This window comes from Mycobacterium aquaticum, assembly GCF_002086485.1.
GTDB lineage: Bacteria > Actinomycetota > Actinomycetes > Mycobacteriales > Mycobacteriaceae > Mycobacterium > Mycobacterium aquaticum.
Map to the genome: position 1 here is coordinate 44,897 of NZ_MVHF01000007.1, position 17,881 is coordinate 62,777.

The window sequence follows — 17,881 nt, forward strand, 5'->3', positions numbered from 1 at the left end:
CACCGTCGCCGGAAGCTTGATCCCGGTCCGATGCGCGCTCCTGCGACCTCGAAACCCGGCTATGCCCACGGCGACTGCGATCAGACCCAACGCGACGAATATCAAGCCCATGACCACTTGTTCATTCCTCTCTCGGCTGCCCTGCTTGGGAAACCTACGAGGATCACGTCGAATCTGCGTGAGTAGCCGCCTACTCGATTTCGTCAGGAGCCAGACGCGGCTACCAAGCCGGCAGACTCGGCGGTGGTGACCCACTCCATCCAACGGAGTTCGGCAGCCAACAGCACGGCAGTCGCCGCCACCGCGGCGCCCACCGAGGTGAAGCCGTGAACCCAAGCAGGGCCTGCCTGGGTAACAGCTAGAAGGATCAATCCGAAGGTTGCCAACAGCGCGACGGCAAGGCCCGCGCGCCTGCGGCTCTCCGGCACGGTATCGGCAGGAGCCACATCAAAGCCTTCGGTTGAACCGGTCATGACACCACAGTGCCGGGCCGAACTGAGGAAATTCGAAGCACCGGCTATGGAAATCCCATGTTCCTGTGTCCCCCGATCGGCGGATGCCCGATTCCACCCCATTGTGGCCTGAGCAGCGGACAGACCGCCGGCGGCGATCACGAGAAGGTTGTCCTGACATAGCAGCCACTCGTAGGAGCAAACATGAACCGTACCCCGCGCGCCCACTTCCTCCGCCGCACCGGCGCAGCCGCCGCCCTTGCGGCCGTGCCGGTGCTGGGGCTTGGACTCTCACCCGTCGCCAACGCTCAGACGGCGGCATTCGCCAGCTGCGATCCCGGCGGGAGTGACCCCATCTGGGATGGTGTGAAGCCACCGCTGCACACGCCGACCAACAAGATCCACAACTTCGACATCCAGTGGCCGAACCACGACTCCACGCGCGGCTGGGCCGTCCACCCGGGGAAGGATATGAAGACCACCACCGATCTGCTGGTGGTACCCACGGTCCGCGAGGCAGGCATCGAATGCGACAACCTGCTGCGCGCCGACGCCCCGCACTACTTCAAGCACGCCTACGACGAGGTCAGCTTGATGGGTGGCTCAGACTGGGCACTTGCAATCAACTCCCAGGACGGTCGCACGCGCAATCAGTTCCACATCCATCTGACGCGGTTGTACGGGCCGGCTCGCGACGACATCGACAGGGCGGCCAAGGCCGGCAAGCTCGCCAAAACTGAGCAGACGTGGTTGAACTCGACCATCGACGTCACGGGCCACGACATGCACGGCAACAACACCAAACACACTTATCGGGCATGGAACGCCGACGGCGTCGACTACAACTTCTTCGCCAAGTTGAACGACGACATCGTCAAGCCGTTGCAGAAACAGGGGAAGAGCGCTGCGGGGATGGCGCACGAGTCCCTGCTGATCACGCTCAATCGCCAGGGCAACGGGATCGTGGTCATGGAGAGCAACCGGAACACCGGCATTCACGGCGTCGACAACATGGAGCCGCTGCTGAACAAAGGCTAGGCAGTATCGCCGGATCGTCGAGGCGAGAGGCTTAGCTAAGAGAGTCTCTCGACTTCGACGAAGACGATCGGGTCGTGCTCCCCGCGGTTCTCGACCGTGTGCTCGGCGCCGGCAGGGCGCGAATAACTCTGGCCCGCCACGAGTTCCGCGACGATCTCGTCGCCGTCGGAGGTCACGACGTACATGGTGCCGGTGACCATGGGCACCACCACGTACTCGTACTCGTGCCGATGCATGGGGATCGCCCCGCCGGGTTCGATGGTCCACTTGGTCACCCGGAACAGGTCGTTCTCCAGCTGAATCTCGCCGTGGGATCCCGTCGCCATGAGCGCTCCTCGTTGGTCAAGTGATTCGACGCTACGCCTCACCCCGCCGGCGGCGGATCCAACATGACGACGTGGTCGCCCTGCCACTGGTAGCGGACGCTCGTCATGGCGGCGGGTGGGCAGGCGTTGCACGCGCCGGGCGTCTTGTAGTCGAGGACGACGGTGTCGTCGGTGGTCCGCGCGGTGTTCAGGGACGTGAAGCCGTAGGCCTTCGAGGTGGCCGTGCCGAGGTACTCGCCGTTGTGGAACATCAGGGCGGCCACCGGTGAACTGGCGGTGGCTCCTTCGACCGTCACGAGTGCCGTCGACAGTGCGACACAAGGATTGAAATTGCCCTCGGTCATGCGCGGGTCGGTGGACCATCGCCAATCGGTTCCCGGGTACGGCGCGAGATGTTGTGTTGCCATGGCGATTTGGTACGCGGCGAGGTTTTTCCCGCAGGTGACCGGGGGCTCGGCCGACGCAGGCGGGACCGTCAGCAGCCCGGTACCCAACATGGAACCTGCCAACAGAACGGGCAATCTCATCGGTGACCTCCCCGCGGGCCAGGCTAGCCGCCGGCCATGAGGCACGCCAGATAGAGCGCAACGGCGACCCGAGGTTCACGCACGTCCCGCCCGGTGAGTCGGGAGATCTTGTCGAGGCGGTAGATCACCGTATTGCGGTGGATGTTCAGCAGGTGAGCGGTCGTTACGAGATTGCATCCGCTTTCGCACCATGCGACCAATGTCGCACGCAGTACGGCGAAATCGTTCTCGCCGGCGATCGGCGCCAATTGTGAATGCGTGAACCGTTCGCGTGCCTGGTTGCTCACCGAATCCAGCACCTGGGCCACCCGCAGGTCGTCGATCTCGTGTATCGCTATCGCCGTGCCTGCGGGACCGAGGCGCAACGCCGTGACGGCGTCGGCGTAGGAGTCCGCGAGCGCGGCCACGTCGGTGCCTACTTCACCGATGCCGACGCGCACAGTGATGCCATGGCGCTCGCCCAACAGGTCGGCAGTGCGCCTGGCTCGGTCCCGTGGTGAATCGGCTCCGGAAAGATGATGCAGGACAACGTATCGTCCTGTGGCGAGCTCGGCGACCAGATCCATCCGGGCGCCGAAGATCTCTCCGATCGCCCGCACCGACGACGGATAGCTCACCGGACCGGGCTGCACCTCGAAGACGATCGCCACCCGCGGCCGGGTCAGGTCATAACCCAAATCGACGGCACTGGCCCGGATGATCTGCTCGTCTACCAGGCGCGGATCGAATTCCACGATGTCGCGCACCAACTGGTTGAGCCTGTTCGCCCGCAGCAGCCGGGTGCGCTGAAACTGTGACTCGCGCAGCAGGATTTCCGTCTGTCGTTGCACCAGGCGGCCCAGCTTGACCACCTGCGCGGGCGGTCCGGTGATACCGACTGTGCCGACGATCGCACCGTCGAGCACGATCGGCATGGTGATACCGGGTCGGACGCCTACCAAAGCTGAGGCCTGCTTGGCGTCATGGCTGGCGGCCGCACCGGTCTGTAGCACGGCCACCGACGCCTCGTGGACCGTGCCGATGCGCGACGGGTCACCGCTGCCGATCACCTGCGCGTTCGCGTCGGTGATCAGGACGTTGTGGCCGAGGATGCGGGTGGTCTCGTCGGCGATCTCGCCGGCCAGTTCGGAGGTGAGCACTACTGGTTCCATCTTGTGCATTCCATACAGTGATAGCCCCAATTATCGGTATAGAAAAGTACTGTACATACAGTGACCTGCGTCACGTCGGTTACTATCGTCGTGCCGCATGACGACATCCACTGCCTCGCTCGAACACACCAAGGCGTCGCGAACTCAGTGGCTCATCACCCTGTATGCAGGTGGTGGCGAGTTCTGTGACGGCTACATCCTGAGCATCATTGGCGTCGCACTGCCGCTGCTCACTGCCCATTTCGCACTGACCCCGGTCGCTGCGGGCCTACTCGGTGCCTCGTCGCTCGTGGGCATGTTCTTCGGCGGCCTGATCTTCGGCGCGGTGACCGACCGGTTCGGCCGACAGAAGGTCTATATCGCCGACCTGGCCTGCTTCGTCGTGCTGTCGGCGCTGCAGTTCTTCGCCGATGAACCCTGGCAACTCATCGTGCTGCGCACCCTGATGGGTGTCGCGGTGGGCGCCGACCTCGCGATCGCCGGAACCATCGCCTCTGAGTTCGCGCCGCAGAAGTCCCGCGGGCCGCTGCTGGTCGTACTGGTCACCATGTTCTCCGTCGGCGCCGCGATCGCTTACACCGTCGGGTATTTCATGCTCGACCTCGGTCCGGAGGCCTGGCGCTGGATGCTCGCCAGCAGCGCCATCCCGGCGGTGCTCATCCTCACGATGCGGCTCGGTACACCGGAATCGCCGCGGTGGCTGCTGAGCAAGGGACGCCATGAGGAGGCCGAAGCAGTTCTCAAGCAGATGCTCGGACCCGACGCGACGCTGGCCGATATCGAAGAGCCCCAAGGCAGTCCGACGGGCTACCTGACGATCTTCCGGCCTGAGTATCGCAAACGCACGCTGTTCGTTGCCCTGTTCTGGGCCTGCCAGCTACTGCCGATCTACGCGATCGCGACTTATGAGCCCGCCATTCTCAAGCAGTTCGGGCTGGCTGAAGGCAATACCGCCTACCTTGGCGCCGTCATCATTCAGATCTTCTATGTCGTCGGCTCGTTGTCGGGCGCACTGTGGATCAACAAGGGCAGGCGCAAGCTGCTGCTGTGGAGCTTTGCCGTCTCCGCACTGCCGCTGCTGGGTCTGGCCGTCGTCGCCCACCCACCGATGTGGTTGGTACTGGTGCTGTTCGCGGTGTTCGGCCTTGCGATGTACTCGGGTCAGTGCCTTGAGGCGATCTATCCGTCCGAGCTGTTCCCGACCGGGGTGCGGGCCACCGCCAACGGATTCGCTACCGGCGCAAGCCGGGTCGGTGCGGCCATCGGCGTGTACGGTGCGCCGCTGCTGCTCGCCCATTCGGTGCAGCTGACGATGTTGGTCGGAGCCGTCGTGGCCGGATTCGGGTGGTTCATCACCTTCCTGCTGGCACCGGAAACCAACGGCATGTTGCTCACCGAATCCAGTGCCGTCTCGGTACCGAGCACGCCGCGGACGGAGGCTGCACTGTGAAGATCGCTGTGATCGGAGCCGGTGTCGTCGGCGTCGCGACCGCTCATGCCCTCGCCGAACGCGGCCACGAGGTTCACGTCTACGACCGTCGCGGCGACGTCGCCTCGGACACCAGCGCCAGCACGGCCGGACTGGTCGCGCCCGGGCACTCGTACGCCTGGGCTTCTCCGAAAGCGCCTGCGATGCTGGTGAAATCGCTGCTCGGCGAGGCCACCTCGATCCGGATCCGGCCCAGGGCGGATGCAGACCTCTTCCGGTGGGGACTACGGTTCTTGCGGGAATGCGTGCCGTCGCGGTCACGCGCCAACACCGTGGCCAAGCTGCGGCTCGCCCGCTACAGCCAGCAGTTGATGGACGAGCTCGCGGTCCGCGAAGGCCTGCACTACTGGCAGACCCATGCGGGCGTGCTGTACCTCTACCATGCCGACGCCGATCTTCGTGCGGCAGAACAGCATTCCCGCCTGTTGCGGGAGCACGGCAGGTGCCAGCAGGTGCTGAGTTTCGATCAGGTGACCGCACTCGAACCGGCGCTCGGTCACAGCCTGACCCGGTTCGCCGGGGCCATCCACGACACCTCAGACGGCACCGGCGATCCGCACCTGTTCGCCGGTGGACTGGCCGAGGTGTGCCGCAGGCTGGGGGTGAGCTTCCACCTTGGCACCTCGGTCACCGAACTGGTCAGTGACGGCTCGTCGGTCACCCGAATCCTGGGTTCCGACGGTGAGATTCGCGCCGACGCAGTCGTATTGGCCGCCGGGGCGGCGAGCCCGCTGCTGACCAGGACCATGCGGCAGCGGATACCCGTCTACCCGGCAAAGGGATACACGTTGACCGCCACGATCAAGGACCCAGACCGGGCGCCGGCCATCGGCGGTATCGACGAGCGATCACTGGTGGCGTGGTCCCGGTTCGGTGGCGAGTTGCGGATGTCGGCGACGGCGGAGTTCGTCGGCTACGACCGCAGTAGCACCCCCGCGGACTACGCCGACATCATCGAGGCGGGGAACCAGCTGTTTCCCGGGGTCATCGATTGGGATACCGCGCGATACCGCACGGGATTACGGCCGATGACGCCCGACGGTCCGCCGTTGATCGGTTTGGGGCGTCACGACAACCTCTACTACAACACCGGCCACGGCCACGTCGGCTGGACGATGGCGTGCGGATCGGCGCGGATGCTCGCCGACTTGATCGATGAGCGACGCCCGGACATCGACCCGACGCCGTACTCACCGGTCCAACGGAACCGACACCACACGCGGGATTGACGCGCCGTCTCTGACCTACGATGCCCAGGTGGTAACGGGCGACTGGTTGACGCACATTCCGGCGGCCACCTACGGCCGACCGCGGATGTCCGGCACGACGGTTGCCCGCGGCGCGGTCACGCAGTTGCTGCGTGGCGATGGCTTGGTGGTGGTGAATGCGCCTGCCGGCTATGGGAAAACGACGGTCGTCGCGCTGTGGGAGGACGCCGACCCGCGTCCGTTCGCCTGGGCGCGCATCGAGCACCTGGACAACGATCCGGCACACCTGCTGTTGCACCTGGCCGCCGCGATCGATCAGGTCAGGCCCGTCGACCCGGCCGTCCTGCAGTATCTGCAGGGCGCGGGTCGTGCCGTCGACACCCAGCTCGTGCCCGCGCTTGTGCGTGCACTGGAGAATGCCGGGCCGATCGTGCTCGTGCTCGACGACGTCCACGAACTCACCGCCCCGACAGCTGTCGAGGCCCTGCGGGATGTCGTCGACCTGTCGCCCGCGACGGCCACGCTGGCACTGGTCGGCAGGCAGCTGCCGAGTGTCGACCTGGGACGCCGCAGGTTGCAAGGCGGCGTCGTCGAAATCGGTGTCCCAGACCTCATCCTGTCCGGTTCGGAAGGCGCCGCGATGTTCGCCGCCGTCGCGGATGGCGCCGACAGCGATATCGCGGCCCGCGTGCTCGACACATGTGAAGGCTGGGCGGCCGGTGTGGTCATGGCGGCCTTGGCGATGCGCGACGGTGCCTCCGCGGCCGCCGTCACCGGCCGGCACCGGGTGGTGGCCGATTATCTGGTGGAGGAGGTGCTCAATCAGCTCGATCCGCAAACCGCTGAATTCCTCACCGAATCGGCCGTGCCGGACCGGTTCTGCGCCGCAGAACTCGACACCGTGTTGCAGCGCCATGATTCCGCGGAGATGCTGGCGGCCGTGATCCGGTCGGGCAACCTGTTCCTGGTTTCCCTTGACGAGCAAGGAATCTGGTACCGCTACCACCAGTTGTTCGGCGAGCTGCTGCGGGCGCGACTGCGGGACCGAGACCCGGGCAGGTTCCGGTTGTTGGCGAGCAGAGCTGCCGAGTGGCTGGCTCGCACCGGTGACACCGACGGCGCGTTGCTGCAGGCGTTGGCAGCAGAAGACCGCGCCCGGGCTGCCGCGCTCGTCGGCGCTGATGCGGTGCGGCTGGGCTTCGACGGCCGTGCCGGTGTGCTGGCTCGCCGACTCGACCTGATCGATGAGCCGATGTTCGCCGAGTATCCAGACGCTGCCATCGCCCGGGCCTGGCTGGGCGTGACGACCGGAGACTCCGACTTGATCCAGCGGTCGCTGCTGCTGGCCAGCGCGGCCGACAAGGGCCAACCGCTCAGTGACGGCACCGTTTCGGTGGAGGTGGCGGCGGCGCTCATCGGTTCGGTCATCGGTGTCGGCGGTGTGCGTGAAGTGATCCGGCACGCCGAAACGGTGTGCAGCGCAGGCGATCATCTGGTCAACCCGTGGTGGGGTGCGGCCACCACCATGACCGGCACCGCTCTGGCCATGCTGGGGGAGTCCGACCGGGCACGCGTACAACTGGAAGCGGCGCTACCGGTGATCGAGGATCTTCCCGGCTTTCAGGCCGCGGCGCTCGCTCACCTGGCACTGCTGGACATCGATGAGGGGGACGATGTCGCGGCCTCGCGGCACAGCAGTGCCGCAAGGGCCATCGTCGACACCCGTGACCTCTCTGACATGGTTCCGATGGTGGTGGTCTACGCCGTCGACGCGTTGGTACGTGCCCGTCGCGGGGATGCGTCCGGAGCGCGAACGGCGGTGCGCGCCACCGAACGTCTGCTGCCCAGGCTCGGCGACCTGTCCGCCCGCACCGCGCTGCTTGCCCATGTTCTCATGGCCGCTACAGCTGTCGAGATCGACGACCCCGAACTGTGCGACGCTCATCTGGCTGCCGCACAGCGGGCACATCGACGTGAGCCCGACGCGGTCGGCATCGCACGTCGGCTCGATCAGGTGCGTGAGCGGTCGGCTGTGCGTGCCACCCGTGGAGTGCGGCCTTCGCTGACCGCTGCCGAGCTGCGGTTGCTGCCACACCTGGCAACGCACATGTCGCTACAGCAGATCGCCGACAAACTCGTCATCGGCCGGGAAACGGTCAAGAGTCAAGCCAAATCGATCTACCGAAAGCTCGGCGTATCGTCGCGCGCCGCCGCGGTGGCCGAGGCCACCGCCAGCGGCCTGCTCGACGGGCGCTGAACTTCAGCTCCGCCGGGCGAGAGCACGGGAGAACGGCAGCAGCATCACGAACTCGACGATCAATACCACGGTGATCATCACGACCACCTTCGGATCGCCGAAGTTCTGGCCTGCCACGACGAACGCCGCGGCGGCATTGCGCTGAGCCGTCCCGAGCGCCAGCACGTCGCGGGTTCCGGGAACTGCTACCAGCCAGCCGATTCCAGCGCAGACGGCTGTGTACACCACGGCGGCCAGCACAGCGAAAGTGCCGAACACCGAGACGACGCTTCGGAAATGGCCGGCCACCGTCAGCAGCACCACCAGGACCATGCTGGCATTGGACACAATGCCGACGGCGGGCCGGATGGGACCGGCGATGCCCGGGCCGCGGGCCCGCAGCGCGAGACCGATGGCCAGCGGGATGAGCATCAACACGACGAGTGACACCGCGATCCGTACGGGATTGACCGCCGTGCCCTGAACCAACAGCGGCAGGACCAACGGGACGTATCCCACGGTGACCACCATGAGGAGCACCATCAGTCCCACCGCCAGCGCGATGTCCGCCTTGGCGAACTCGGCGAGCTTGATGAGAAACGGTGCGCCCGCTGCCAACCCGGCCAGCAGCAGGCCGATCCCGAACGGCTCGTCGAGGCCGAGCGCCTTCCACAATCCGAGCGCCGCCAGCGGGGCCAGCACGAAGTTGGCGACGAGGCACAGCGCGACCAGTCGAACGTTCTTCAGCGGCGTGAGTATCTGGCCTACCGTCAGGCTCAGACCGACGGCCAGCGTGCTCGATACGACGAAGAAGACGACCGCGATATTCGAGCCGCGAAGGAGGAGATCGGTCATGCCAATCTCCGTCAGGCCATGGTTACGAGGTTGCGCCAGAAGGACTTCAGACTGTCACTCGCGCCGAAGAGCGTCGTGAAATGCGTGGAGTCGACCAGCACGATATCCCCGGCGCGGTCCCCGGTCGGGGGCATGTGGATCAGGGCGTTGAACTCGGTGTTGCCCGCCAGGGTGAACGGATGCGGCCGAGTCTGGTCGATCAACTGCCGGCCCAGTACTCGAAGTTCTGGGCCCTCGGGTGCGGTGAGCGCGTAGTGCGGCAGGTGCGGATGCAGTGCCAGAGTGGTGACGTCGCGCAGCAGGCCGGCAGAATCCAGGTCCCGGAACGTTGTAAGCGGCACAATCTGTTTGGTTCCCTCGATCGTGGCCGGGCGCAGTCCCCAGGTGTTGTGCACCGGGATGTTCAGTCCCGCCAGCAGCGACCTGGCGTAGCCACTGAATCGTTGGATGCGTGGCGTCAGCGGATCGCCGTGGTGCAGGAACTCCATCTGCTGCTGTTCCTTGTCATCGGCGAACCCGACGTCGTGATGCGGTGCCAACATCAAGCAGGTGCCCTCGCGGCGTAGCCACTGCTGGATCGCGGCGATCTCGTCATCCGTCGCGGCCTCGTCGCCCAGCAGGTGGTCGAGGCCGAAGATCATCAATGTGTCGGTGTCGTCCAAGATCCGCTCGTCGACAGGCAGCCGGTAACCGGCTTGATCGACCCGCTGGAATACCGCTACCGGATGCCCGGTCACAGCGCCGGCCACGTCTTGAAATCCCAATGAGGATCGGTGGAACAGCTCCAACGTTCCATCGACACCCTGCAGGAAATTCCGCGGGCTGTACTCGGGTCCTTCGTAGGCCGGCCACGTCGCCAGGCGAACCTCGGTCATGGTCGAGAACCGGTTGTACAGCAGGGCCGGGTCGCGTTGCGCTTCCCACGGGTAGCTCCACGACCAGTAGATGGACACCCGCCGCTTGCCGTTGCGCGGGCGAGCGATGTGGGCCTGGTTGTAGGTACGGGCGCGGGACATCATGATGCCTCCTGGGTTGTCAATGTCGTGAGGTAACGCAGTGCGCTGAGGCCGGGCAGGAAGAAGTACGCCCCGCCGCGCAGCGTGGTGAATGCGGGTAACCCTTTGTGTACCTTGCGGATCGGCCGCTTCGGGATGGTGAAGTCCAGCGTGCCGTCCTGCGTTCCGCAGATGGGGTCGTGTTCGTTGCCCAGCTCCTGGAATGCCGCGTCGTTGATCCAGACGTTCTGCGCGAACTCGAACTGGCGGACCAGGCTGGCGCAGATCAGAAACATCCCGACACCGCGCTCGACCCCGTCGTCGGCGACACCGTCGGGCAGCGCCGGTCCGTAGGTGCCGCTGCGCCGGATCAACCTGCGCCGGTTCGGGTTCGGTTCGGTATCGCGGGGGTTGAGCCTGCGGGCGTGGGAGCCGAGTGGGCAGGCGTAGCCGTGCGGATCCATCTCGCCGTAGTCGAAATCGTTGTTGCGCATCGGATCCGCGCCCAGTTCTGGATCGTCGTGCTGGGGCGCCAGCACCAAAGGTGCTCCGCTGCGCCAGCGGCCCATGAACTTTGCGGCCAGCAGCTCCTCACCTTCGGCATCGTCGGCATGTTCTTTCAGGTAGTCGCGGAACACCCCGACGTGCTCCTCCAGCCTGCGGTACGCCATATAGCTGCCGTTGCGCAAAAGCTCTTTGGGCGCAGGACTGTTCGCCACCAGCCCGTCCTCGTCCGGGTAACCCAGGATGAACTCGCCCGGCTGCAGTGCTCCACCCGCGCCGGGGATCAGCACCTCGCCGGAACCCTGCATCTGCGGTTGAGACACGGGATCGCGATACCCGAAGTGATCATGGTCGTACTCGTACGGTGCCGTGGCGGCCAGATCCAGATGCGACAGTGACCGCACACCGGGACAGCGCGCGAGCAGCGCATCGTGTTCGGCCACACAGCGCAAGCGTTCGTCCTCGTCGCGGGCGAACAGGATGACGATCGCGTGTAGGGCGTCGTCCGCGAGCCCACCTACCCAGTGTTCGGGTGCGGCCGCTCCGGTGTCACCGAGGATGTCCGCGCGCGCCGCCATGCCCTCCCGGAACTCGGCAGGGAAGGTCGCCAGTGACTCGTCGTCCAGACCCAGTGCGCGTAGTCCAGTCCAAGTGAAGGCCAGATTGACCCAACGCTTGAAGATGTTGACTGTCTTGCGGACATCGGTGGCCGATTGCACGAGCGGAACCATCTCGGCCAACCAGGCCCGCCCCGCTTCGGGCGTGTCGAAGCTCAGGAACTCGTACCGACCGGTCAGATGGGGCGTCCCGGTCAGCATGATGTGCTGAATGTCGTCGAACTCGAGGTCGGTCACTGCATCTGGTCCAGCATGTCCGAGAAGGCGGCCTTGAGGCGCAGGGCCTTCTTGATCTCATCGGACGTGACGTACGGATACTCGCCGTACTCGAGGAAGCTGGGTACCTGGTGGTCCCGGACGAACCGGATGAAGGCCTCCGGGTTGGTCTTCCAGTCCTCGGGGAAGCCCTCCAGATGGGTGAACGCCGTGGTGATGCCGGTCGAGCTGAACAGTTTGACGGCGTCCTCGGTGTACTTGTCGAAGTCGGTGTCGAAGATGCCTTGGTACTGGAAATGCAGTCCGGATCCCACGTCGAACAGTTGCCACCGCAGGTAGTGCAGCTTCAGTGGGGCAAGGACGTCGGGCTGCGCGGCGACGGCCGCCTCTAGCTGCTTGCCGTAGTCGCGGATCGCCTGCTCGTGGCCGTCGAGCACCTTCGCGATGATGTTGAAGCCGTAGCACGCCGGGGTCCGCGGATAGACGGGACCGTAGCGGCCGCGGGTGAGCTCGAAGTAGCCCTCCTTGGGAAGGGCTTGTGCTGCGGGTCGAGACCAGGCTTCATTTCCGTTGTGCCACATGGCAATGACACTATGCACCAACTAAGAGCCGGCCATCCCCCGATCCGGGGGAAATATCGGTCGGAGCCGCATGTTCATGCGGCCCCGACGGATATGTGCGTCAGACGCAGTCGACGCAGATCTGCTGGCTGCCCTGCTGCAACGCCAAGCGGTTGCGGTGCTGCACCAGGAAACAGCTCGAACAGGTGAACTCGTCGGCCTGCTTCGGGATCACCCGCACGGTGAGTTCTTCACCGGTGAGATCGGCGTCGGGCAGGTCGAAGGAGTCGACAACCTCATCCTCATCGATCACCGCGGTGTCGGTCGACGCCCGCCGCTGAGTGGCGAGCTCCTCAAGTGACTCCTCGGTGGACTCGTCAGCTTCCTTGACCCGAGGTGCGTCGTAATCAGTTGCCATTGGTGACCCTCCCTGTCGAGACCTGTGCACGCAGAACGCCGACTGACCGCATATTGTTCCCGCATTGTTTCCGGCGCGAAGCATAGACGACAAACTGCTGAAGATTGACGATGTCCTCAGCGTTTTGCCGCTGCTCAATTAGGTTCCGGTTGAGCCAAATGGTGGCGTAGGCAACAATTCCCGCCGAAGGTGACGGAGTGTCAACACTGCAGGTGGTCAAGCTCGGCGCCAACATCGGGGCGCGTATTGACGGAGTCGAAATAAGCGGCGATCTCGACGCGGCCACAGTGGCCGCCATCAACGATGCGCTGCTGGAACACAAGGTGATCTTCTTCCGCGGCCAGCACCATCTCGATGACGATCATCAGTTGGCCTTCGCGCGCCTGCTCGGTGTGCCGACGACGGCGCACCCCACCGTCACGTCGCGCGGCGAGCGGATCCTGCCGATCGACTCCCGATACGAGAAGGCCAACAGCTGGCATACCGACGTGACGTTCGTCGACCGGGTCCCGAAAGCGTCGCTGCTGCGCGCGGTTACCCTGCCCAGCTACGGCGGCACCACGACGTGGGCATCGACCGAGGCCGCGTATGACCGTCTGCCGGAACCGCTGCGCGCCCTGGTGGAGAACCTGTGGGCGGTGCACACCAACCAGTACGACTACGCGACCGACTTCGACGGCCGCCACGAACAGCTCGCCGACACCGAACGCGAATACCGCGAGGAGTTCCGGTCGGAGTACTACGAAACCGAGCATCCGGTGGTGCGGGTCCATCCGGAAACCGGACGGCGGGTGCTGCTGCTCGGGCACTTCATCAAGCAGTTCGTGGGGTTGAGCGTCGCCGAGTCGACAACGCTGTTCCAGCTCCTGCAGAACCGGGTGATCAAGCTGGAGAACACAATTCGGTGGAACTGGGAGCTCGGTGACCTGGCGATCTGGGACAACCGGGCAACCCAGCACTACGCGGTGGCCGATTACGACGACCAGTTCCGCCGGTTGAGCCGCGTCACGCTCGCCGGTGACATCCCGGTCGACGTTCACGGGCAGCGCAGCCGAGTCATCGCAGGCGATGCCTCGCATTACGCCGATGTCGTCGATCCGGTACGCCTGGCAGGCTGATCAGAGCCGGTCCATCTCCCGGGACATCATCGAGCTCTCCAGGTAGCTCATCCGCGACGGGTGGTCGTGGCGGACCGGTCGGCGTTCAGCGCGGGTCCGCCACCAGGTGGCCGCCGACGACATCGCGTGTGACACCGTGTCGCCGAGGCGTCTGCGTCGGGGCAGTGCCACGGCCGCCGCGGTGCTGAACAGTACCTGCTGCTCGGTGATCAGGGCCGGCGCCGCGGTGGTCGCTACCGGGGTATTCGACTGGGCGGCAACGTTTTTGTGTAGGGAAGTGGTTCGGACCTTACTCATTTCGAACTTCCTCTGATCGAAGCGTCGGGAACGCTGACGCTGATGTAAGAAACGTACGGCCGCGGCGGCGTGGCTTCACGAGTAGTCCACTACCTCTATTTCTGGCTATCGATCCGCAGACGGATCCGTGCAGCTGCAGCGGATTTGGCGGTTTGCTGGCAAAAATATGGCAGTTCGATGGCAGTAACGGGAAACATGGAGATTCGGCTGCGCGACGGCAGGTCGCCATGCAGAATTCTCTTGCCGGGGACACCACACTCATAGCTGAGGGGTTTCTCGTGCGCCGTGTACTCCGCACCTGTGCCGTCGTGATGCTGGCGATGGCCACCACCATCGTTCTGGCCGGCGCGCAGACGATGGTGATGCCACTGGTTCTTGTGGCCGCGACTGCGTTGATCATGGGCGGCACCGGACATCCGCTGAGCTCACCGCAGGACAGCCCCGAGTTCATCGAGACCTACACGAACGACGCGACCAACAACTACATCGTGCTCACGGGCTTTTGTGGGGATGAAACCTGCACTCCCACAGCGGTATCCACTCCGGAACAGTTCATGCCCGTATCGGGCACCATGCCGTTCGACCAGTCTGTGGCGCAGGGGACGACCAACCTGGACCACGCGATCAACGCACAACCCGCGGGCACCCCGATCGTCGTTTTCGGTTACTCGCAGAGCGCTCGGATCGCATCGATCGAGAAGCGCGATCTGGCCGCCTCGGGCTCGACGCTGCCGGTGTCGTTCGTATTGATCGGCAATCCGAACCGCCCCAATGGCGGTGTGCTGTCCCGGTTCCAGGGCCAGCAGATACCCATCCTCGGAGTCACCTTCGACGGGGCGACACCGACCAATACCAGTTTCAAGACCGTCGACGTCACCCGGCAGTACGACGGATGGTCGGACTTCCCGCTCAATCCGCTGAACCCGCTCGCCACGGCGAACGCTGTTGCCGGCATCTACTACGTGCACGGCGACTACCAGAGCGTCGGCCTGGGCAACGCGATCTATCAGGGGTCCTACGGCGACACGCAGTACTACATGATTCCCAGTAACCGTTTGCCCCTGCTCATGCCGCTGGCCCAGGCCGGCGTGCCGGATCCGGTTCTGGCGGTGGTGGATGCGCCGACGCGGGTGCTGGTGGAGTCTGGCTACGACCGGACCGTCAGCCCGGGGCAGCCGACCGGGATCAACGTGTTGTACTTCCCGAATCCGGCGCAGACCGGAGTCAACTTCATCGTCGCCATCCCGACCGGGCTCGATGACGGCGCGCAGGAAGCGGCCAACATCCGGCCATTCGGAACCGCGCCGGTGGACCAACGCAGTCCGTACGGTGTCGGCGGACCGCCGGTCAATGCAGGATCGTTCGACACCAACGGTGTTCCGGTACCGGCGCCGACATCGAACGTCGCCGCGCCGGCCGCCGGCACCGCGCCCTCGGTTCCGACCGCCCAGCCTGCCGTCGCGAAGCCGCCTTCCGCGGCGCTGCCCATCGGACCACGCCTCGGCGGCTGGCAGGCCGTAGAGCCCAAACCGGTTGCAGCGCCATCGGTTCCGGCGACACCGACGGTGGCGCAAGCGCCGTCGGTGTCGCCCAAACGGGACTTGACCATGCCGTGGTCTGCACCTGTGCAGGCCACGCCCCAACCGATCCCGCTCGCGGTTCCGGTCCACCAGGCGCCCGCGCAGACCCCGCCGAAGCTCGAGATGCCCGGCCCCGCGCCGATTGCTCTCGACCCGCCGACGCAGCTTCCGGTGAAACTGCCGACACTGGTGCCCAAGGCGCCTCCCGTAGAGGCGGCCCCGGAGCTGCCCGCCGCGCTGCCGGACCTGCCCGCAGCGCCCGTTGCGCCCGCGCCGTTCGTGCCGGACCTGCCCGCGGCGCCGCCGCCGATGCTGCCGCCGCCGGTGATTCCGGCGTTCGTTCCCCCGCAGATGCCTGCGCTGCCGCCTCCGCCGCCCATGCCGGCATTGCCGAACATCTTCGGTGGGTTCCACCTACCGTTCTGAATCATCGTGGTCGACGACGGCTGCGCGATCCGTGCTTTACACATGACCGGTGTGCGACAGCGAACTAGACATGCTGTGGAGTTTGTAAACGACATATTGCTGAATGCGTCTACCCCAGTGCCCGAGGCTTTCGCTGACGACGGGCGCGGGTGATGCGTGTCACGATCAGCCGGCAACGTGATGGCAGACATAGTCAGTTCGTGGTTACCGGCCGGTACGAAAGCTGGCCCCGGCTCGACTGACGTAGCCGTCAGCTAATGGTGTCCGTAGGGCTGCTCTGGGGCCGGTATCGGGCTTCCTCTTTGCGTGTTTGGCGCCGTAATGGTTGCGAATGGGGTTTGCTGCGGAATCTGGAGACGTGGTGACTGCGATTGGGTAGCTAACTACGAAAACGATGTTGCGTGGCCCGGTATGGTCGCATACGCAAGGATCGAAGAGCTTTGACATGCAGTTTTGGCTTGCAATTAACTTACTGTCAGGTAAGTTGATCGGCCGGGGGATGACATGGCAAAGGAGTTTTTGTGGAGCTAGCTGTTCGCTCGTACCTCGCATCAGGCGTGGCGGTCGCCGCGATCGGCGCCGTGGCGGTGAGCCCCGTGGCACCGCCGATGCCCGACCTGAAGGTGCCAGAGGTACATACTTCGACGGTCGAGTTGTCGGCGTTGGTCAACCCGATCGAGCAGTTCGGTGCGGTGTTCGCGCAGGCGCTCGAGAACGTATCGGCGCTCGGCGGCCGGGTCGCCGAGAACCCCGCGCCGATTCTGTCGCAGATCGTGAAGAACCAGCTCAGCAGCGCGGCCGCGGTCGGCGCTTTCGTGCAGGTGCTGGGCAGCAGCCTCAGCGACGCATACGCAGGCACGCCTGCGGAGCTGCAGCAAGCGCTCCAGGAATTGTCCGCCGGGCAGATCACCGCCGGCCTCACCACGTTCCAGAACGCGCTGCTCGGACCGGTGGTCGAGACCGTGGTCGGCATCATGTTCGGGCAACCCGAGGTCTGGACCAACTTCCAGAATGCGCTGCGTCAGCCCATTGCGAATGCGCTCGCCGTCGTCGACATGCTGAGCTTGGAGAACTTCGGCAACCTGCTGGGGCCGCTTGTGGCGCCGATTCAGGTCCTCGGGGACGTCACGAACGCTGTGGGCGGGGCAGGTGACAACATCGTCGCCGGCCTCAAGTCCGGCAATGCCGAACAAGTCGCAAATGCCGTCCTCAGCTTCGGGCCGAACCTGGCTCAGGCCGTCATCAATGGTGACAAGCTGGCCGGAGACTACGCTGCCGGTCTGCTCGGGCCCTACGGCATCGCCGCCGGGCTGCTGACCCTCAGGGATCTCGTCGCGCAGGCGATCACGCCCAAGACCACGACACTCGCGCTTCCCGAGGCGAACGTCACCAAGGTGACCGCAGCCAACACCGTGACACTCGATGTGGCCCCGGCCATCGAGGCGCCCAAGGGCAAGCTGACCACCGCGGACGCCGGCGTCAAGGACGCCGGGTTCAAGGATGCAGAGGGTGCGGCGGCGACCTCGGCCACGCCCGGCACAAGCACCGACGCGCAGTCCTCGACGGCTACCGAAACGACGGCGCCGGACACCGGCACCACGAAGAGCAGCCCGAAGGCGGGTAAGACCGGCACCTCCGCGGCCAAGGCCAACCGGCTCAAGGACGTCAGCGATGGCATCCGCGGTGCGCTCAAGGACGCCGGCAAGGGGCTCAAGGACGCCGTGTCGGGTCTCGGCGGCAAGAGCACCAAAGCAGGCACAACCGGCGGATCCGCCAAGGCCGGCAGCTCGGCGAAGTCCGGCGGCTCAAGCTCGGGCGGTTCCGGCAATGCCGGTGGTGGCAGCGAGTAACCCATGAGACCGCAGTGG

Annotated in this window: 17 protein-coding genes; 7 read left to right on the top strand and 10 right to left on the bottom strand. The window is 65.3% G+C overall.

The features are described 5' to 3' along the window. Window positions 1-203: 203 nt before the first annotated feature. Window positions 204-473: a hypothetical protein gene (locus BST13_RS09585; protein ID WP_083163018.1), complete on the bottom strand. Its 270-nt coding sequence runs from the start codon at window positions 471-473 to the stop codon at window positions 204-206. A 183-nt stretch (window positions 474-656) separates the two neighbouring features. On the opposite strand from BST13_RS09585, the gene BST13_RS09590 reads away from it, so the two are divergent. Next, complete coding sequence (locus BST13_RS09590) at window positions 657-1,490, top strand: CDP-diacylglycerol diphosphatase (RefSeq protein WP_083163020.1); 834 nt, start codon at window positions 657-659, stop codon at window positions 1,488-1,490. A 35-nt stretch (window positions 1,491-1,525) separates the two neighbouring features. Here BST13_RS09590 and BST13_RS09595 read toward each other — a convergent pair whose 3' ends face one another. From BST13_RS09595 to BST13_RS09605, 3 genes are all read right to left on the bottom strand, one after another. Continuing rightward, window positions 1,526-1,816: a cupin domain-containing protein gene (locus tag BST13_RS09595; protein ID WP_083163022.1), complete on the bottom strand. Its 291-nt coding sequence runs from the start codon at window positions 1,814-1,816 to the stop codon at window positions 1,526-1,528. Window positions 1,817-1,854: 38 nt separating this feature from the next. Further along, window positions 1,855-2,223 carry an LppP/LprE family lipoprotein gene (locus BST13_RS09600; RefSeq protein WP_245839472.1) on the bottom strand — a complete coding sequence of 123 codons (369 nt, stop codon included), beginning with the start codon at window positions 2,221-2,223 and terminating at the stop codon, window positions 1,855-1,857. A 143-nt stretch (window positions 2,224-2,366) separates the two neighbouring features. Then, window positions 2,367-3,494 (bottom strand): CdaR family transcriptional regulator, encoded by a 1,128-nt coding sequence (locus tag BST13_RS09605; RefSeq protein WP_158087134.1) that lies wholly within the window; start codon window positions 3,492-3,494, stop codon window positions 2,367-2,369. Between the two features lie 97 nt (window positions 3,495-3,591). Between BST13_RS09605 and BST13_RS09610 the strand changes: the two genes are divergently transcribed. Genes BST13_RS09610 through BST13_RS09620 form a run of 3 tightly spaced genes read left to right on the top strand, consistent with a single transcriptional unit; the run spans window position 3,592 to window position 8,448 of the window. Beyond that, window positions 3,592-4,944, top strand: a complete 1,353-nt coding sequence (locus BST13_RS09610; RefSeq protein ID WP_083163028.1) for an MFS transporter — start codon at window positions 3,592-3,594, stop codon at window positions 4,942-4,944. Beyond that, a complete protein-coding gene (locus BST13_RS09615) occupies window positions 4,941-6,212 on the top strand; it encodes a D-amino acid dehydrogenase (protein WP_083163030.1) in 1,272 nt (423 codons plus the stop codon). The genes BST13_RS09610 and BST13_RS09615 overlap by 4 nt, the downstream gene beginning before the upstream one ends. Before the next feature lie 28 nt (window positions 6,213-6,240). After that, on the top strand, window positions 6,241-8,448 hold the full coding sequence (locus tag BST13_RS09620; RefSeq protein WP_083163032.1) for a LuxR family transcriptional regulator: 2,208 nt from the start codon (window positions 6,241-6,243) through the stop codon (window positions 8,446-8,448). Window positions 8,449-8,451: 3 nt separating this feature from the next. On the opposite strand, the gene BST13_RS09625 is transcribed toward BST13_RS09620, so the two are convergent. From BST13_RS09625 to BST13_RS09645, 5 genes are all read right to left on the bottom strand, one after another. Then, complete coding sequence (locus BST13_RS09625; protein WP_245839473.1) at window positions 8,452-9,282, bottom strand: bile acid:sodium symporter family protein; 831 nt, start codon at window positions 9,280-9,282, stop codon at window positions 8,452-8,454. 11 nt (window positions 9,283-9,293) lie between these two features. Next, complete coding sequence (locus BST13_RS09630; protein WP_083163036.1) at window positions 9,294-10,298, bottom strand: hypothetical protein; 1,005 nt, start codon at window positions 10,296-10,298, stop codon at window positions 9,294-9,296. Further along, window positions 10,298-11,635, bottom strand: coding sequence for a Dyp-type peroxidase (locus BST13_RS09635; RefSeq protein WP_342744287.1), 1,338 nt, complete (start codon window positions 11,633-11,635; stop codon window positions 10,298-10,300). Before BST13_RS09635 ends, BST13_RS09630 begins: the two co-directional genes overlap by 1 nt. After that, window positions 11,632-12,195 carry a hypothetical protein gene (locus tag BST13_RS09640; RefSeq protein ID WP_083163038.1) on the bottom strand — a complete coding sequence of 188 codons (564 nt, stop codon included), beginning with the start codon at window positions 12,193-12,195 and terminating at the stop codon, window positions 11,632-11,634. Before BST13_RS09640 ends, BST13_RS09635 begins: the two co-directional genes overlap by 4 nt. 100 nt (window positions 12,196-12,295) lie before the next feature. Beyond that, window positions 12,296-12,592: a DUF4193 domain-containing protein gene (locus BST13_RS09645; protein ID WP_064948303.1), complete on the bottom strand. Its 297-nt coding sequence runs from the start codon at window positions 12,590-12,592 to the stop codon at window positions 12,296-12,298. Between the two features lie 197 nt (window positions 12,593-12,789). Between BST13_RS09645 and BST13_RS09650 the strand changes: the two genes are divergently transcribed. Then, entirely contained in the window at window positions 12,790-13,710 is a 921-nt protein-coding gene (locus BST13_RS09650) for a TauD/TfdA dioxygenase family protein (protein ID WP_083163040.1), read from the top strand. Here BST13_RS09650 and BST13_RS09655 read toward each other — a convergent pair whose 3' ends face one another. After that, a complete protein-coding gene (locus BST13_RS09655; RefSeq protein ID WP_083163042.1) occupies window positions 13,711-14,007 on the bottom strand; it encodes a hypothetical protein in 297 nt (98 codons plus the stop codon). Between the two features lie 278 nt (window positions 14,008-14,285). Here BST13_RS09655 and BST13_RS09660 point away from each other — a divergent pair, with 278 nt between their 5' ends. Beyond that, window positions 14,286-16,013 (top strand): PE-PPE domain-containing protein, encoded by a 1,728-nt coding sequence (locus BST13_RS09660; protein WP_158087135.1) that lies wholly within the window; start codon window positions 14,286-14,288, stop codon window positions 16,011-16,013. A gap of 521 nt (window positions 16,014-16,534) precedes the next feature. Next, window positions 16,535-17,863 carry a hypothetical protein gene (locus BST13_RS09665; protein WP_142282763.1) on the top strand — a complete coding sequence of 443 codons (1,329 nt, stop codon included), beginning with the start codon at window positions 16,535-16,537 and terminating at the stop codon, window positions 17,861-17,863. The last annotated feature ends 18 nt before the right edge of the window (window positions 17,864-17,881 follow it).

What these genes read in the sequence shown, in the direction of transcription:
- BST13_RS09605 (WP_158087134.1), bottom strand. Translation starts at nt 3,494, where the DNA reads ATGGAACCAGTAGTGCTCACCTCCGAACTGGCCGGCGAGATCGCCGAC.
- BST13_RS09645 (WP_064948303.1), bottom strand. Translation starts at nt 12,592, where the DNA reads ATGGCAACTGATTACGACGCACCTCGGGTCAAGGAAGCTGACGAGTCC.
- BST13_RS09610 (WP_083163028.1), top strand. Translation starts at nt 3,592, where the DNA reads ATGACGACATCCACTGCCTCGCTCGAACACACCAAGGCGTCGCGAACT.
- BST13_RS09590 (WP_083163020.1), top strand. Translation starts at nt 657, where the DNA reads ATGAACCGTACCCCGCGCGCCCACTTCCTCCGCCGCACCGGCGCAGCC.
- BST13_RS09595 (WP_083163022.1), bottom strand. Translation starts at nt 1,816, where the DNA reads ATGGCGACGGGATCCCACGGCGAGATTCAGCTGGAGAACGACCTGTTC.
- BST13_RS09640 (WP_083163038.1), bottom strand. Translation starts at nt 12,195, where the DNA reads ATGTGGCACAACGGAAATGAAGCCTGGTCTCGACCCGCAGCACAAGCC.
- BST13_RS09600 (WP_245839472.1), bottom strand. Translation starts at nt 2,223, where the DNA reads ATGGCAACACAACATCTCGCGCCGTACCCGGGAACCGATTGGCGATGG.
- BST13_RS09655 (WP_083163042.1), bottom strand. Translation starts at nt 14,007, where the DNA reads ATGAGTAAGGTCCGAACCACTTCCCTACACAAAAACGTTGCCGCCCAG.
- BST13_RS09625 (WP_245839473.1), bottom strand. Translation starts at nt 9,282, where the DNA reads ATGACCGATCTCCTCCTTCGCGGCTCGAATATCGCGGTCGTCTTCTTC.
- BST13_RS09630 (WP_083163036.1), bottom strand. Translation starts at nt 10,298, where the DNA reads ATGTCCCGCGCCCGTACCTACAACCAGGCCCACATCGCTCGCCCGCGC.
- BST13_RS09585 (WP_083163018.1), bottom strand. Translation starts at nt 473, where the DNA reads ATGACCGGTTCAACCGAAGGCTTTGATGTGGCTCCTGCCGATACCGTG.